Source organism: Thalassospira xiamenensis M-5 = DSM 17429 (genome assembly GCF_000300235.2).
Classification (GTDB): domain Bacteria; phylum Pseudomonadota; class Alphaproteobacteria; order Rhodospirillales; family Thalassospiraceae; genus Thalassospira; species Thalassospira xiamenensis.
This window is the reverse complement of sequence record NZ_CP004388.1, coordinates 807,052-822,234: the sequence shown is the minus strand read 5'-3', so window position 1 is coordinate 822,234 and position 15,183 is coordinate 807,052. Positions and strand designations below refer to the sequence as shown.

15 protein-coding genes are annotated in these 15,183 nt (G+C 56.0%); 6 read left to right on the top strand and 9 right to left on the bottom strand.

Going from position 1 to position 15,183, the window contains the following annotated elements; all coding sequences use genetic code 11:
- Entirely contained in the window at positions 1 to 1,611 is a 1,611-nt protein-coding gene (locus tag TH3_RS03735; protein ID WP_007091332.1) for a hypothetical protein, read from the top strand.
- A gap of 98 nt (positions 1,612 to 1,709) precedes the next feature.
- Entirely contained in the window at positions 1,710 to 2,111 is a 402-nt protein-coding gene (locus TH3_RS03730; protein WP_007091331.1) for a hypothetical protein, read from the top strand.
- Positions 2,112 to 2,119: 8 nt separating this feature from the next.
- Here the strand turns inward: TH3_RS03730 and TH3_RS03725 are convergent, their stop codons facing one another.
- Positions 2,120 to 2,506, bottom strand: a complete 387-nt coding sequence (locus TH3_RS03725; protein ID WP_007091330.1) for a RidA family protein — start codon at positions 2,504 to 2,506, stop codon at positions 2,120 to 2,122.
- 86 nt (positions 2,507 to 2,592) lie between these two features.
- Between TH3_RS03725 and TH3_RS03720 the strand changes: the two genes are divergently transcribed.
- Entirely contained in the window at positions 2,593 to 3,111 is a 519-nt protein-coding gene (locus tag TH3_RS03720) for an Lrp/AsnC family transcriptional regulator (protein ID WP_007091329.1), read from the top strand.
- 47 nt (positions 3,112 to 3,158) lie between these two features.
- Here the strand turns inward: TH3_RS03720 and TH3_RS03715 are convergent, their stop codons facing one another.
- From TH3_RS03715 to TH3_RS03700, 4 genes are all read right to left on the bottom strand, one after another.
- Positions 3,159 to 3,713 (bottom strand): prolyl hydroxylase family protein, encoded by a 555-nt coding sequence (locus TH3_RS03715; protein ID WP_007091328.1) that lies wholly within the window; start codon positions 3,711 to 3,713, stop codon positions 3,159 to 3,161.
- Between the two features lie 135 nt (positions 3,714 to 3,848).
- Positions 3,849 to 4,538 (bottom strand): ATP-binding cassette domain-containing protein, encoded by a 690-nt coding sequence (locus TH3_RS03710; RefSeq protein WP_007091327.1) that lies wholly within the window; start codon positions 4,536 to 4,538, stop codon positions 3,849 to 3,851.
- 7 nt (positions 4,539 to 4,545) lie between these two features.
- A complete protein-coding gene (locus TH3_RS03705; RefSeq protein ID WP_007091326.1) occupies positions 4,546 to 6,231 on the bottom strand; it encodes an ABC transporter permease in 1,686 nt (561 codons plus the stop codon).
- A gap of 6 nt (positions 6,232 to 6,237) precedes the next feature.
- Positions 6,238 to 7,467 carry an ABC transporter substrate-binding protein gene (locus tag TH3_RS03700; protein ID WP_007091325.1) on the bottom strand — a complete coding sequence of 410 codons (1,230 nt, stop codon included), beginning with the start codon at positions 7,465 to 7,467 and terminating at the stop codon, positions 6,238 to 6,240.
- 206 nt (positions 7,468 to 7,673) lie between these two features.
- On the opposite strand from TH3_RS03700, the gene TH3_RS03695 reads away from it, so the two are divergent.
- Together TH3_RS03695 and TH3_RS03690 are read left to right on the top strand one after the other, a co-directional pair.
- A complete protein-coding gene (locus TH3_RS03695; RefSeq protein ID WP_007091324.1) occupies positions 7,674 to 8,411 on the top strand; it encodes a TerC family protein in 738 nt (245 codons plus the stop codon).
- The gene (locus TH3_RS03690) at positions 8,408 to 8,887 is read left to right on the top strand and encodes a YbaK/EbsC family protein (protein ID WP_007091323.1); all 480 of its coding nucleotides are present in this window, start codon (positions 8,408 to 8,410) and stop codon (positions 8,885 to 8,887) included. The genes TH3_RS03695 and TH3_RS03690 overlap by 4 nt, the downstream gene beginning before the upstream one ends.
- Before the next feature lie 6 nt (positions 8,888 to 8,893).
- On the opposite strand, the gene TH3_RS03685 is transcribed toward TH3_RS03690, so the two are convergent.
- Both TH3_RS03685 and fliI read right to left on the bottom strand, forming a co-directional pair.
- Positions 8,894 to 9,322 carry a flagellar export protein FliJ gene (locus TH3_RS03685; protein ID WP_007091322.1) on the bottom strand — a complete coding sequence of 143 codons (429 nt, stop codon included), beginning with the start codon at positions 9,320 to 9,322 and terminating at the stop codon, positions 8,894 to 8,896.
- A 52-nt stretch (positions 9,323 to 9,374) separates the two neighbouring features.
- On the bottom strand, positions 9,375 to 10,874 hold the full coding sequence (gene fliI / locus TH3_RS03680) for a flagellar protein export ATPase FliI (RefSeq protein WP_007091321.1): 1,500 nt from the start codon (positions 10,872 to 10,874) through the stop codon (positions 9,375 to 9,377).
- Positions 10,875 to 11,275: 401 nt separating this feature from the next.
- Between fliI and ctrA the strand changes: the two genes are divergently transcribed.
- Positions 11,276 to 11,974 (top strand): response regulator transcription factor CtrA, encoded by a 699-nt coding sequence (gene ctrA, locus TH3_RS03675; RefSeq protein WP_007091320.1) that lies wholly within the window; start codon positions 11,276 to 11,278, stop codon positions 11,972 to 11,974.
- 112 nt (positions 11,975 to 12,086) lie between these two features.
- Here ctrA and TH3_RS23505 read toward each other — a convergent pair whose 3' ends face one another.
- Complete coding sequence (locus tag TH3_RS23505) at positions 12,087 to 13,409, bottom strand: CheR family methyltransferase (protein WP_338057534.1); 1,323 nt, start codon at positions 13,407 to 13,409, stop codon at positions 12,087 to 12,089.
- Positions 13,410 to 13,418: 9 nt separating this feature from the next.
- Positions 13,419 to 15,140 carry a chemotaxis protein CheB gene (locus tag TH3_RS03665; RefSeq protein WP_007091318.1) on the bottom strand — a complete coding sequence of 574 codons (1,722 nt, stop codon included), beginning with the start codon at positions 15,138 to 15,140 and terminating at the stop codon, positions 13,419 to 13,421.
- Positions 15,141 to 15,183 lie beyond the last annotated feature (43 nt).

Here is a 15,183-nt window from a genome sequence, read left to right as displayed (position 1 = left end):
ATGACTCTCCCGCCACAAGCCGTAACACCAGGCACTGCCGTTGGCGGTCAGGGCGGTGCGACGGCCGGCGGGGCATCGGGTAGTCCACAGCCGCCTTCTCAGGTCAGTGCTGCCCAGCAGGTCGCCAATGCCATTGCAAAACTGCCGGTCGAAAGCCTGCTTCAGGCGTCTGTTCAGTCGCGTTCGGGTAATGAACTTACCCTTCTGACCAGTCTGGGGCAGGTTAATATAAAACTGCCAACACCCCTTCCGGCCAATCTGGGGGACTTTCTTTGGGTGCGGATCATGCCCCAGGGACAGCCGCAGCAGGGCAGCGACCCCGCAGCCGCCCTTCGCCTTCAGGTGCTGCCGCAAACGCTGACACCGGGCACAACCGGAACTGGCGGCGGATTGCCGACCACCGGGATCAATGGCAACGTTCTGATCCCCGGCCAGGCCTTTAACGCCATCACAACAAGCAACCTGACCCTGCCCAATGGCAGTCAGTTACCCGCCGGAAGCCAGACACAGGTTATCTTTGTCGGTCAGGGTGCCGTCAGTGCCGGCAAGGCCGCCCAGATTGCCAACATGAATGCAACCGGTACCATGCCGCCCGCTATAACAACCGGCGGCGCGCTGGGAACGCCATCGGGTGCGGGTATCTCAGGTCAGGTTGTCGCAGGCGGTACAGGTGCGGCCGGAACAGCAACCCCGCTGGTGCTGACCGGGACGGTTCTGCCACCCGATAGCGCCGAAGCCCGGATGTTGCCGAACGGCTTTACCGCCCTTCGCACATCTGCCGGTGTTGTCGGCATCAAATTGCCGGTTCCAGCCCCGGTTGGTGCGACCCTGTCGTTTAGTGTCGATGCCAATACCGCCGCCGGACGCGGCACTCAAGCCCCTCCGATGACAGAGGCAGAATTGATTGCACGCGGGCAGAACGCAGCCCTGTCACGTGACTGGGGCAGTTTGCAGCAGGCGGTGACCGCACTGGCACAACACGATCCGGGCGCGGCGGCGGCGCTTCTGAACAATATTCCGCAGGCCGGACCGAAACTGACCACCACGATGATGTTCTTTTTTGCCGCCATGACCGGCCCCGGGGGAACAGCACGCGGCTGGTTGGGGGATCGCGCCAGCAACAGCCTGTCATCGATTGACGGGAACGGCGACGATATCCTTAAAAAGCTCGAAGGCGATTTCAGCAGATTGCGGGGCATGGCCGCCGACGAACGCCCGGATGGCTGGCGTGTGATGCCGATGCCATTTCAGATGGGGGAACGCATCGAACAGGTTCGTCTGGCATGGCGACATGGCGACGACGAAAACGAGAAAGGCGAAAGGGAAGAACCCGGCACGCGCTTTCTGCTCGACCTGTCTTTCAGCGAAGTCGGCCACACCCAGCTTGACGGTCTGGTCAAAGGCGAAGACAGCAAGTTCGATTTGATCGTGCGCACTGAAAATCCACTGCAATCTGATAATCGCGACGATATTCGCGGCATCTTCCGCGAGGCTTTGCAAATCTCCGGCTACAAGGGGCATCTGATTTTTCAGGATGGCTCGCGCTTTGTTGAAATTGCCCCGCCGGTCAACGAAGCAGTTGTCAACCGGCATCGCGGGATTGACGCATAAGCGGCCATTCGCCCCACCTGACCCGGAAAAGAAGCCTTTTCGTTCCCGAAAGGCGGGGGTAATCTTGATTATCAAACGAATAAACGCAGGTAGGCCTGATGCTGGAAATATTTGAACGTCGAAACCTGTTGCTGACAGAACATAATCCCGGTGCTCAGCTTGATTATGTCGTGACGTTGCAAAGCGAACTGAGCGGATGCGAAACCGTGTTTCCGGCCCGTATGACCCTGCGTTATGTCCCGGACCGCCTGATCATAAAACCCGATTGCCTTGCGGAATATTTCGCCGAAATCGCGCGTATCCCGTTTGATAATTTCGAAACCGCAGCCGTGCTTCTCATGGAAGATTTCAACAACGAAATCATTCCGCGCTGGATCAATCTGCGACTTGACAAGCAAAAGGCCGACAATGCCAGCGTCCAGCACCACGAAGCAGCACTCGAAGACCGGCAGCCGAAATGGCACAACCCACGCCTTCTGGACCGGTTGGAACGGTATTGATCCAGACTTCACACACAGGCGATCACCTCAATTTCCACCAACCAGCCCGCACTTAATGTTTGTGCTACGATTGTTGTGGTTGGAACAACACGACCGTTAAGGGCCTTGACGCGTGCCTCCTGATTGGCATGCGTATAAGCAGGATCACGCAGATAGCTGGTCGTTCTTACAACATTATTAATCGACATTCCCGCATCGGCGAGAATAGCCTTGATATTTTTCCATACTAGAACGAGTTGCTCGTCGATATCAGCGCCGGGCACGCCATCAAGACGAAGCCCCATTGTTCCACTGACAAACAAAATACTGTTCAGTCCGTTAATCTTCATCGCATGAACATAATCTGATGTTGCCGGATAAATTTTCCCCGACGGGTTACACTGTTGCATCTGCATTTGCTTGTCCTTTCTAATGTTCAGAAATTGAAGAATATGCAGTATTTAATTTGGCAAAAGAGACAAATTACGGAACATGGTTAATTATGAATAATCTTCAGCAAAATAATTTACCGGGGCAGCAGCTCGATACATTTGACCGAAGAATATTAGGCGCGCTTGTCGAAGACTCGTCACAAACCTATGCCGAACTAGGACGAATCGTCGGCTTATCGGCTCCTGCTGTGCATGAACGGGTCAAACGCCTCCGCCGTCACGGCATCATTGAGCGTATGTCGGCAATTTTAAACGGCCCGGCCATCGGCAAACCTATGGTTTCCTTTGTACATGTAGATACCGATGGCTGGGGAAAAAGCGAGCGGATGATGAAAATAGCCAACTTCCCGGAAGTTGAAGAAATTCATTCCGTTGCGGGCGATACCAGCGTGATCTTGAAAGTGCGCACTACAGACGCCCATGCACTGGAGGTTTTACTTTCACAGCTTTATATTCTTCGAGGAGTTAAAACCACGCGCAGCTATGTGGTTTTATCTACATATCTGGAACGCACGATACAGGCAGAAGTCACCCAGGACTGGCCTGAAATAACAATACCGCCCGAATAACAATCGGATGCCATGCAAGAACTTCGGGAAAGCCTATTTTTGTGGCCTTAACGAAACGGCGTTCCATGCACCCATTGGGTAAGGGAATAACGCAGGCCCGCTGTCGTCGGGGCGACGCGGTGCAGAACGAAGCTCGGGAAAAAGATCGCCGTGCCACGTTCCATCGGCGCATCAAAAACATGCCCCGCCGGGTTTAGCTGCAACAAACCGCCTTCATACTGGTCGGGTTCGGATAGCTGGATCACCATGGTCAGTTTGCGACGGCGTGCAATATCGGATGCGCCAACGTCGCTGTGCCAGTCATAGTGACCGCGCTGATCCCCAGCATAGCAGGCAATCTGTGCATCTTCGGCGAATTCCGACAAAGAAAAATCAAACACATTGCGGTTTACATCCGCAACCATGTCAACGATCCGGCGCATGACGGCCGGTTCCTGGGTCTCGTTAAACCAGGTGATCTGTGACCGGCGGATATGGCTTGCCGACTGGCCCTGAACAAGGCCACCATCGTCAAGTTTTTGCGAAAATCCGTCAATCAGTCGATCACAGGTTGCACGATCAAGCGCATCCGGGACGATCGCATACATTTCTTCTGGAAACATTCACGACATTCTCCAATGCCGCATGGGCCTTTGATTTCGTGTTTCGGGCCCAAGACAATTCTTTGCGGTGCGCTTCTCTTAGGACCAAACGCACCGATTGACCAGCGCGAAAATCATGCAAGAACCGCGTGCATGCTATACCGGATTTACGATCCTGCCGTCGGCTGCCGCCCCGTCATCGGGATCATGGGTCACCATCAGAGTTGGCAAACCACGCAACCGCGCCTGTTCAAAAACAAATGTCCTGATCTGATCCCGTAACTCGGTATCAAGCTTTGAAAAAGGTTCATCGAGCAAAAGTGCGCCGGGCTCGGACAGCAACACCCGCATCAGGGCGACACGCGCACGCTGCCCGCCGGACAATGTCGCCGGATCACGGTTGGCAAAACCACCAAGCCCCGCACTTTCCAGCGCGTCCTCGATACGCGTTCTGCGTTCTAACCGCCCCCGAACACTTGATGGCAGGGCAAACGCCAGATTGCCGCCAACCGATAAATGCGGAAACAGAAGATCATCCTGAAACAGGATACCGACATGGCGATCCTGTGGTGCCAAACCATCCAGCCCCCGGCCATTCAGGACAACCTGCCCGCTGACCTCAAATCCGGCGGTTCCGCCCACCGGCAAGGTTCCGCAAATATAGGCCAGCAGACTGGATTTTCCCGAGCCGCTCGGCCCCATCAGCGTCACGATCTCGCCCGATTTGATGATGGTATCGATATCAACCAGCACACGCCCATTGAGGCGAATGGAAACCCGGCGTAATTCAAGACCTTTGGCAGTGGCGGGGGCGAGGGTGCTGTTATTGGTTTGTGTGCTGTTCATCGGCTGATCATATCCTGTTTCGGTTTCCCATGCCGCGCCGGTGGCGGAATAAAACCGCCGGGATCAGAAGGGCGAGGGCAAAACCGGCAAAGGGCAGGATCATTTGCAACAGCCCGTAAATTCCGATCATCCGTCGGTCGCCGCCCGATGCCAGTGCCACCGCCTCGGTCGTGACGGTGGCAAACCGCCCAGCCCCGATCAGAAGGGTTGGCAGATACTGCCCGACACTGACCGCAATGCCGACCGCAAAGGCGGTCAGAACCGCGCGGGTCAATAATGGTAGGCGCACCAACCAGAATAACCGTGCCGGTGATGCACCAAGGCATAAGGCAGTTTGCAAATATCGCGGATCAAGGGCGCGAAACGGATCGGCAAGCGATAGAAAGATATAGGGCAGAACAAAGATCAGATGAACGATCACCACGGAAATCAACGTTCGTTCCAGCCCGATACCGGTAAAAAACACCTGAAGCCCGAACATGAAGCTGATTTGCGGCATCAAAAGCGGCAGATAAATCAATAACATCGCCCCCTGTCCCGGTTTTTGAAACCGGCGGGTTTCATTTTCAAGACATCCCAGAACCAGGGTAATCGCAACCCCGACCGAGAGAACCGCAATCATCAGTGTGGTCCAAAGTGCCGCACCTAACATGTCGTATTCGCGCATCCAAAGACGCAGACTGAAACTGCGCGGCAGAAACTCCGGAAAGGACCAGTACCCGGCAAAGCTCCAGACCAGAAGACTTGCCAAACCCAGAAACACGGCAGCCGCCGAGAGGATTGCCGTCCCGGCGGCAAAGCTTCGAACGGTATCATCGCGTCGCCCGCGCATGCCGCCTTCGGCCCAGACATGCCCCCACCACGCCACAAGCTTTTCCCCTCCCCACCAGATCGCCATCGCGATCATTACAAGGACAAATTGCAAAATGGCCCCGGCAGAGGCCAGAAAACGACGCGACAGGTCCGGATCGGATAGCCAACCAAGAATACGCACCGCCAGCGGTGCGGGTGTTGTTGGGCCAAGGATCATCGCGACATCAACGACCGAGGTCGAATAGGCCAGCACCGCCAATATCGGCAAACGGATTTGCGGATAGACCCGTGGCAGAACGGCTTTAAGCCAGCCAACCACGCGACCATATCCAAGTGTCAAGGCCACATGGCGCGTCCGGTTGGCATCTGCCTGCGGCAGGGCCGCCAGCGTCATCAACAATAAAAACGGAATTTCCTTGGCAACCAGCCCGGCAATCAGGGCAATCCCCAACGGGTCCTGCAAGGTCACAATATCCGGTGGACGTTCCCATCCGGCAAGCGGCGCGACCGCCCGAACGATCCAGCCGGTTGGTGCAATCAGAAAAGCCAACCCAAAGGCCGCGGCTGCATGTGGCACTGAGAGGATCGGGGACAGCAGGCGTTGCATGACGCCAAAAATCCGCGTTCCCTGCCATGCGGCGCAAAATAGTATGACAACCAGAAACGAGATCAGTGTTGCGATCAAACCATTGATCAAAGACAGCCGGATCGAAATGCCAAGCCCCGGCTGATTGATCAAATCCCGCCAAGGATCAATCGATATTACATCGCCGCCAAGCGCCGGAAGATACCCGAATCCCGGTAATATCGTCCCGATCAGCCCGGCACAGACCGGGCCGATCATCAGGATAAGCGTAAAAGCCGGGAAAAGCCGGAGCATTTGGGCTTATTGCACCACGCCGTAGCGCTTCTGCCATTCTGTTTCAACCAGTTCCATCCAGCTTGGATGCGGTTCCGGCAGAACCGTGCCACGTTCGGAAGGCGACAGAGACGCAATGCCAAGATCCAGATCGGCAAAGGCCTTTTGCATGTCTTCTGGCAACTTATCCATCGCAAGTACCGTATCGGCTCCCCAGTATTGCGGGTCCTGTTTGCGCAATTGGGCTTCGGGTGACATCAGGAAATCGGCCAGCACGACCGCCCCGGCCTTGGCCGATGCGTTATAAGGGATGGCAACGAAGTTGGTGTTGCCAAGCGTCCCCTTGTCAAACACATAGGATCGGACTGTATCGGGCAGTTCCATCACCTCGATTGCCGATGAGACTTCGCCCGAGCTAAACGAAAACGCGATGTCGATCTGGTTATCGGCCATCATCGTACGTAGCGAGGCACCATTTTGTGGATAGGCCTGCCCGTTGCGCCACAATAGCGGTTGCAAGTCTTCGAGATATCCCCAAAGAGGTGCCAGAACCTTTTTGGCGTCCGTTTCATTGGCGGGCTGTTGCAGAACTTTCGGATCCTCAACCAGCTCGGTCAGGATTTGTTTCAGAAAGGTCGAGCCCATATAATTCGGCGGCTGGGGATAGGTGAAGCGCCCCGGATGTTTGACCAGCCATTCCAGCAAGGCTTGGGCTGACTTCGGTACGCTATCAAGGCGTGCGGTATCATAATAGAAACTGACCTGCGCCATACCCCACGGCGCTTCAAGGCCCATGGTCGGAACCGTGAAATCGTTGATTACGGTTGGCTTGCCTTCGACATCGACATAGGCAAAATTCGGCGTCTGTTCGGCCCACGGCCCAAACAGAAGGTCATTGCGTTTCATGGCGGCAAAGTTTTCACCATTTAGCCAGATCATATCGACCGCCCCGCCATCATCGACGCCAGCCGTCTTTTCCGACAACACCTTGGCCACTGCATCGGCCGTGTCGGAAAGTTTCACCTGTACGACATTCACACCGTATCGTTCCTGCACCTGGGCACCCGCCCACGCGATATAATCATTGATGCGCGGCTCCCCACCCCAGGCATGAAAATACACGGTCTGGCCGCGCGCCTGATCAAGAACCGACTGCCAATTGCCGATATCGGGGGCCGGGTCGGCTTTTGCGGGCATCGATACCATGGCCATTGCAAGGCCTGTGACGATGCTCAGACCGGCGAAAAAAGCGCGCATACTTGAAATCCTTGTTGCTGAAGGGCCGGTCAACACTACCTGATTGAAGCAATCTGGCACCATCGGCGATACCTGTCTGTTTTTGTTGCCATCATTTTTCCAATCTTGGCAGTCTAAAATCAATTCACGCTTGCGTTAGATGGCAGGTGTCTGGGCTTAATCTCTGCCGATGGTTTTGGCACCCGTGACATAGGAACGAAAAGATCATGTTTGAATGGGTCACAGATCCGCATATGTGGATGGGGCTTGCGACTTTGACCGCGCTTGAGATCGTACTGGGCATCGATAACATCGTTTTCCTGTCGGTGATTGTTTCCAAACTCCCGAAAAATCAACAGAAATCGGCTCGGCGCATCGGCCTTATCGGGGCGATGGGCATGCGGCTTTTGCTTCTGGCCTGTATCGCCTGGGTAATGGAATTGACCGCCCCGCTGTTTGCCGCCTTCGGGCAGGAAGTCAGCGGACGTGACCTTATTCTGATTATCGGTGGCCTGTTCCTGATCGCCAAGGCGTCCAAGGAAATTCACCATACAATTGACGAACCAGAAGAACACGGCCCAGGCAAGATCATGTCGAGTTTTGCGATGACCATCACCCAGATCATGCTGCTTGATATGATATTCTCGCTCGACAGCGTGATTACGGCGGTTGGACTGGTTGATCATCTTTCGATCATGATGATCGCGGTTGTCCTGTCGGTTCTCGTCATGCTGGCAGCAGCCGGCACCATCAGCGATTTTGTCGAAAAGCACCCGTCGGTCAAAATGCTGGCGCTGGCCTTCCTGATTCTGGTCGGGTTTGTCCTGCTGCTTGACGGTGTCGAAATCCATGTTCCAAAAGGTTACATTTACTTCGCCATGGCATTCAGCCTGGGTGTCGAGACGCTTAATCTGATCAATCAGAAACGTAAACGCAAAGCCAAAGAGCTGGGAGCAACCAAATGAAACAGGTTTCACCGCCCTCGTGCCTCCAGAACGCCTTCAACAATCACCACCTAGGCCATGTCAAGGTTCTCGAATTCCCTGATGGCACACGGTCGGCCGCGGATGCCGCGGCGGCCATTGGTTGCGATGTCAGTGATATCGGCAAATCACTGGTTTTCATGACCGAAGGCAACAAACCGGTACTGATCATCATGAACGGTGCCGACCGGGTAGATGAAACCAAGGTTGCCCATCTGCTTGGCCTTGATATCCGCAAGGCAGATGCCAACGAAGTCCGCACCCATACCGGTTACACCATCGGCGGTGTTCCGCCCTTTGGACATGTCGGCCCGGTCGAGACCCTGATTGATGAAAAGCTGCTTGCGAAAAAGATAATCTGGCTGGCCGCGGGCACACCCAAAACCGTGTTTTCCCTGATGCCAGATGAACTTCGCGCGGTGACGGGTGTTGACACGGGTGTGGATATTTCGGCCTGATCAGGCTTAGATCAGACCGTCATCACGCGTTGCCGAACGTGCACCGATTTCATCAAGTTCGGCCTGTTCCTTGCGATCTTCTTCGGCGCGTTCTGCTTCAACACGGTTGCGTTCAGCGATTTCCGCGGTCTTGACGGCCTTGAACGCATCCGCGACCTCATCGCGGAACGCGTCGATTTTGGCTTCCTGTTCTGCGATCCGCTTTACCAGTGCTTCGCGCTCGAACACGACGGCACTGGCAAAGGGGCCATAGGCAAAACCGGCCAGTTCGGGATTTTCGGCGGCAACCTTCTGCTCGGCTATCACGGCCTTTTCCAGCGCATCCTTTTCCGCCAGAAGATTGGTCAGTATGCCCAGCATTTCGCCAAGTTCGCGGCGTTTATCATCCAGCGCCCATTTGCGCATGCGGATCAGTGTTTTGAAATCCTTGGCCATCGTGGTCAGTTACCTGAAATATGGCGGACGCGGCATCAGCATGATCATGTGATTACTGCTGATCGCGGCGAAGCGCCCGTTTGGCCGCATTCAAATCATTAACCGCATTCGTCGCGGTTGAACGGCTATTGACCTGCGGGCGAAGCCGGTTGCGTTCCATAACGGTTGCGCCCTGCGGGTTGGCTGCCGGTTGGCCACCTGCATCCGGGACTTCCTGTTGGGCGGGTGCCAGATCAAGACGACGTGCCAATTCGGCATAACCATCGGCCAGCCGGGTACATTCGGTTTTACGCTGTTTGAGGAATTCCTCGATCAGCGGGAAGTAATGAATGGCTTCGTCCACCTTGGGATCCGTCCCCAGACGATAGGCCCCCAGACGGATCAGTTCCGCCATGTCTTCATAGGTTGCCAGCAGCTGACGGGCGCGCGAAACGATCTGGTTTTCATACTCGCTATTACATCCGGGCATGGTACGCGAAACACTGCGCAGGATATTGATCGCCGGATACCGACCCTGTTCGGCGATTGCGCGGTCCAGCACGACGTGGCCATCAAGAATACCACGCACCGCATCGGAAATCGGTTCGTTATGATCATCCCCGTCGACCAGAACGGTAAACAGGCCGGTCACCGATCCCTGCCCCGGCCCGCCCGGCCCGGCACGTTCCAGAAGGCGCGGCAATTCGGCAAACACCGTCGGAGTATAGCCCTTTGACGCGGGTGGTTCGCCGACCGAAAGGCTGATTTCGCGTTGCGCCATGGCAAAACGGGTCACAGAATCCATCATGCACAGCACGTCACGCCCGGTATCGCGGAAGAATTCCGACAGCGCCATGGTCATATAGGCAGCCTGACGTCGCATCAGTGGTGGCTCGTCCGACGTGGCAACCACGACAACAGACCTGCGAAGGCCTTCTTCGCCCAGATCGTCTTCGATGAATTCGCGGGCTTCGCGGCCACGTTCACCGATCAGGCCGACAACCGAAACATCGGATGTCGTATGGCGGGTCATCATCGACAGCAAACTGGATTTACCAACCCCGGACCCGGCAAAGATGCCCATACGCTGCCCCCGGCAGCAGGTGAGAAAGGTATTCATCGCCCGCACACCCAGATCAATCTTCCCCGCCACACGCTGGCGCGAATGGGCCGATGGCGGTGCATTGCGGATCGGGTATGGTGTCGGTCCTTCGGTCAATGGGCCCTTGCCATCGACCGGCTGGCCGAACGCATTGACCACACGCCCCAGCCAGCTTTCATCGGGATAGACCTGTGGTTGGGTGTCTGCCAGTTCGACTTCACAGCCAATCCCGATGCCATCAAGCATCCCGAACGGCATCAAAAGTGCTCGTTCATTCCGGAAACCGACCACTTCGCAAATTACGGCCACACCATCACGGCGTTTGACCTTGCAACGATCCCCCACCGAAAGCGCCCCTTCGACCCCGCCAATTTCAACCAGCAGGCCAAGAACAGCCGTTACCCGCCCGACAGTCCGGTAATCTGGAATGCGGCGAAGTTCGGCGACAATATTTCGGCCAATCTGGAACACGTTTGCGCTTTTCTGTTTGATGGGTTCCGATATGTGATGCGATCAGGAATTTTATCGCAGTCCCATGTCAAAGGGTGGCAAATTCGACCGCGTCGCACCAGATATAAGTGGCATAAACGGTATTAAAAACCCGTATATGCGGAATTGCCATTAAAAATCCGGTATCGGCAGTCATGGTCGTTAACGGCGCAAACCGTTGGGAAACTTCACATTCCCCGCACCATCTGCCTTTATCGATGAAAAAAAGTTAACAACATGCGACTCGCCTGCTTGCCACGAGTCGCAAAGCAACGTATCGTTAACGGAATGGAATAAAATTCCACACGGCAATCGTTGGGGCGCTTGTCGAAATTAGCCGGATTAACACGGATTTTTTGCGGAACACGGTAACGGAGCGGAACATGCGGGTGCTGCTTGTCGAAGATGACAACGCCACTGCTGACAGCATCGAGTTGATGCTGAAATCGGAGGGCATGGTTGTCGACACCACGGATCTTGGGGAAGATGGCCTCGAGATCGGTAAATTGTATGACTACGATATTATTCTTCTGGATCTCATGCTGCCGGACATCGACGGCTATGAAGTTCTCAGACGTTTGCGCGACGCACGCGTTGAAACCCCGGTGCTTATCCTGTCGGGGTTGACCGAAACCGAAGACAAGGTCAAAGGCCTTGGTTTTGGCGCGGATGACTATCTGACCAAGCCGTTTGACAAGGTTGAACTGCTGGCACGCATTCAGGCGATCGTTCGTCGGTCGCGCGGCCACGCACAATCGATGATTGCCACCGGCAGACTGAATGTGAACCTTGATGCGCGCACGGTTGATGTTGATGGATCGCCGCTGCATCTGACCGGCAAGGAATATGGCATCCTTGAATTGCTGTCGCTGCGCAAGGGCACGACATTGACCAAGGAAATGTTCCTGAACCATCTCTATGGCGGTATGGACGAGCCGGAGCTCAAGATCATCGACGTTTTCGTGTGCAAGCTGCGCAAGAAAATCCAGTCTGCCACCAAGGGCGACAATTACATCCATACAGTCTGGGGCCGGGGCTATGTCCTGCGCGATCCGGATGTAAACAGTAGTGCTGCCGCCTGAACGCAACGAACTTTATCGCGTTCCGCTGCGCACGAAGTCAAAAACGCCCCGATGGATCGTCGGGGCGTTTTGCTTTTGGCGGGTCCGCGTTACACGGCAACCATCCTGATTTCTATTTCTTGTCTTCCGGCTTGCCAAAGCGCGACCGATCAAAGGTCGTGGACGGGCGGGTTGTTCCGCTGCCCGTGCTGCCGGTTCCGGTTGACGGCCTTGCGGGCGGAGTGCTGCCCGTGCCGCTTGAACCGGCGGTGCCTGTTGTGCCCAGTGGACGGCGATATGTCGATCCAGCAGTCCCAGTTGATCCCGCCGTCCCGGTAGTGCCGGTTGAAGGACGTGAATATGTGCTGCCGGAAGTACCGGTTGTTCCCGTTATTGACGGACGGGCTGTTGTGCCGGTGCCCGTTGGGGTCGTGGGGCGTGCCGTGGTTCCGGTCGAAAGCCCGGGACGTGGCGGGGTTGTGGTTCCGGCACCTACACTGGCGGTCGTACCACCAGTGGTGGTTTGCATATGTTTCGGCTTGGGAAACGCAAAACCGCCTGTCGCGGTACCACTCGCCGCCCCAGCCGCCGCACTGGCACCCGCCTGAATTTTCTCAAGTGCTGAAACATCGACATCCGGTGCCCCCGGACGGTTCAACTGATAGATGCCGCGTTGACGCGCAAGCGGTTTGAACTTGTCGGAAATCCCAAGAACCGTTTCCGCCCCGCCAAGGAACAGGAAGCCATCATCGGGCATCAATGCCGATATACGCGCCAGCACATCTGTCTTGGTTGGCTGATCAAAATAAATCAGAACGTTGCGGCAATAGACGATATCGAACTGACCCAGCGGCCGGAAATCCTCAAGCAGGTTGAATTCCTTGTATTGAACCTTGGAGCGGATTTCCTGCGAGATTTGCCACTGGTCTTCTTTCTTCTGGAAATATTTGACCAGAAGCTGGATCGGAAGTCCCCTTTGAACTTCAAACTGGGAATACAAACCAGCACGCGCCTTGGTCAGGATTTCGCGCGAAATGTCTGTTCCGATAATTTCAACCCGCCAGCCGGAAAGCTGGGATTTGAAATCTTCAAGGATCATCGCAAGCGAATAGGGTTCCTGCCCCGAAGACGCCGCCGCACACCAGATGCGCAGATGGCGCTTTGACGCGCGCTCTTTGATCATGTGCGGCAGAACGACATGCCGGAACTGGTCAAACGGCTTGGTATCGCGGAAGAAGAAACTTTCATTGGTTGTCATCGCATCGACGACTTCCTCGACAAGCACGCGGTCACCGCCGCGCAATGCCGCGATCAGCTCGGTCAGGTCCTTAAGCCCGCGCTTGCGTGCAATCGGCATCAGCCGGCTTTCGAGCAGATATGTCTTATCCTGACTCAGAACGAGCCCGGATTTTGACTTTATAAGTCTGCTGACGAAATCGAAGTCTTCCGGCCTCATCATCTCGGCTTAACGACCCCCTGCAAATTTTTTGATATAGGCCGCGATGCCACCTACGGGGAGAACCGCCGAACAAATGCCTGCATGTGCCGCGGCACCGGGCATTCCCCATACAACGCTTGTCTGTTCGTCCTGTGCAACAACCATCCCCCCGGCACCCACGACAGCACGCCCACCCAGCATACCATCCTGTCCCATACCTGTAAGGATAGCCGTGAGTATATTACCACCGTAGCTTTCCACAAGGCTGCGGAGCATCGGATCAACCGACGGACGACAGAAGTTTTCTGGCGGGTTCTGGTTCAGAACAATTTTCCTGCTGTTGCCACGGCCCTCTATCACCATGTGGTAATCACCGGGGGCAAGGTAAACCTGTCCGCCCTGAATTTGCATGCCCGTCTGGCCTTCCTGACATTTAAGCCCGGTCAGGCGGGTGATGTGTTCGGCAAGGATCGTGGTAAAAGTCGCAGGCATATGCTGGGTAATAAAAATCGGCTGACGCACACCGGCAAGACCACGCAGAACCTCGAACAGGGCCTGCGGACCACCGGTCGAACTTCCGATTGCAATCGCTTCAACATTAAGCCGTTTTTCGGGAAGCAGACTGATCTGTCCGCCCGTGATCACCCGTTTTGCCGGCGCCGGTGCAGCGGCACCGGTCGGCGCCTTGGCACGCGCTGCCGCCGCGGCGGCTGGACTGCGTGCGGCCGGGGCGGCACGTTGTGGTGCCTGTTTGACCGGCGCATTTCGCGCCACTGCCCCACCACCAACAGCACCTCCCGATGTCTGGCGGGTTGACGGTTTGACATTCGCGCCTGTCGCCTTGGCATCACCGGCTGCAATTGCCGCCTCGCGGATCAGACGACCCGGATCGCGCGCAGGCATGTTGGTTGTTTGTGTAGCCGCATCACGGTTAATGGTCGTGGCCCCGCCTTCTTTGCCCTGCCCCTGTGCCGGGGATACCGGCTGCACGTGCTGAGGATGTTGGGGCTGAGGCATCGGGCGGGTCGACATCGGGCCAAGACGACCGGGCTGGTGCGTCGGACGCGGACGCAGTTCAGCGGTGAACCGTTTGCGCTGAACCCGGCCGGGCTTTTGCAATATCTGATGCTCCGCCGACAGTTCGGCCCGGAACGGTGCCGGAGCATCGCCAGCGGGCTTTTCTGTTGCGGAGGCGTCATCTTCCGGTGCAGCAGATTCCGGCAACTCTTCATGCCGTTCGGCGGTATCCACATCGTCAACGACGACCTGTTCTTCATGGATTTCTTCAAGCCGTGCCTGATCCGCCCCCAGCATCTTGCGACGCTGTTCAGCCCAGGCCTTGACCTTGTCGAGCAACTCGGCCCGGAAGCCTTCGCCAACATTAAGGTCCTTGGCCGAGGACGGTTTGGGAATGTAGTCCACAGCACCCAGTGTCATGGCCTGGAAACTGATATCGGCGTTTCGCTTGGTCAGGGTCGATGCCATGATCACGCGAACCGTCGGATCGATTTCAAGCAGCTTGGGCAATGCCGTCAGACCATCCATGACGGGCATTTCAATGTCGAGAACGACCGCTTCGATACCAATCTCCTGACGCATGACGCCAAGCGCGTCTTCGCCATTGGCAACAGAACCGACGACCTCGATATCGTCGTCTTCCTGCAACATGCGGGTTACCAGACCACGCACGATTGCGGAATCGTCGACAATCAGGACTTTATAGGGTGGATGAATTGGCGTGTCTTCCACGTACCGACGTTCCCGTTAGAGCAACCGGACCAAAAACCAAGGC

What these genes read in the sequence shown, in the direction of transcription:
- TH3_RS03700 (WP_007091325.1), bottom strand. Translation starts at nt 7,467, where the DNA reads ATGCGCGCTTTTTTCGCCGGTCTGAGCATCGTCACAGGCCTTGCAATG.
- TH3_RS03695 (WP_007091324.1), top strand. Translation starts at nt 7,674, where the DNA reads ATGTTTGAATGGGTCACAGATCCGCATATGTGGATGGGGCTTGCGACT.
- TH3_RS03730 (WP_007091331.1), top strand. Translation starts at nt 1,710, where the DNA reads ATGCTGGAAATATTTGAACGTCGAAACCTGTTGCTGACAGAACATAAT.
- TH3_RS03725 (WP_007091330.1), bottom strand. Translation starts at nt 2,506, where the DNA reads ATGCAGATGCAACAGTGTAACCCGTCGGGGAAAATTTATCCGGCAACA.
- TH3_RS23505 (WP_338057534.1), bottom strand. Translation starts at nt 13,409, where the DNA reads ATGAGGCCGGAAGACTTCGATTTCGTCAGCAGACTTATAAAGTCAAAA.
- TH3_RS03710 (WP_007091327.1), bottom strand. Translation starts at nt 4,538, where the DNA reads ATGAACAGCACACAAACCAATAACAGCACCCTCGCCCCCGCCACTGCC.
- ctrA (WP_007091320.1), top strand. Translation starts at nt 11,276, where the DNA reads ATGCGGGTGCTGCTTGTCGAAGATGACAACGCCACTGCTGACAGCATC.
- TH3_RS03690 (WP_007091323.1), top strand. Translation starts at nt 8,408, where the DNA reads ATGAAACAGGTTTCACCGCCCTCGTGCCTCCAGAACGCCTTCAACAAT.
- TH3_RS03685 (WP_007091322.1), bottom strand. Translation starts at nt 9,322, where the DNA reads ATGGCCAAGGATTTCAAAACACTGATCCGCATGCGCAAATGGGCGCTG.
- TH3_RS03715 (WP_007091328.1), bottom strand. Translation starts at nt 3,713, where the DNA reads ATGTTTCCAGAAGAAATGTATGCGATCGTCCCGGATGCGCTTGATCGT.
- TH3_RS03705 (WP_007091326.1), bottom strand. Translation starts at nt 6,231, where the DNA reads ATGCTCCGGCTTTTCCCGGCTTTTACGCTTATCCTGATGATCGGCCCG.
- TH3_RS03735 (WP_007091332.1), top strand. Translation starts at nt 1, where the DNA reads ATGACTCTCCCGCCACAAGCCGTAACACCAGGCACTGCCGTTGGCGGT.
- TH3_RS03720 (WP_007091329.1), top strand. Translation starts at nt 2,593, where the DNA reads ATGAATAATCTTCAGCAAAATAATTTACCGGGGCAGCAGCTCGATACA.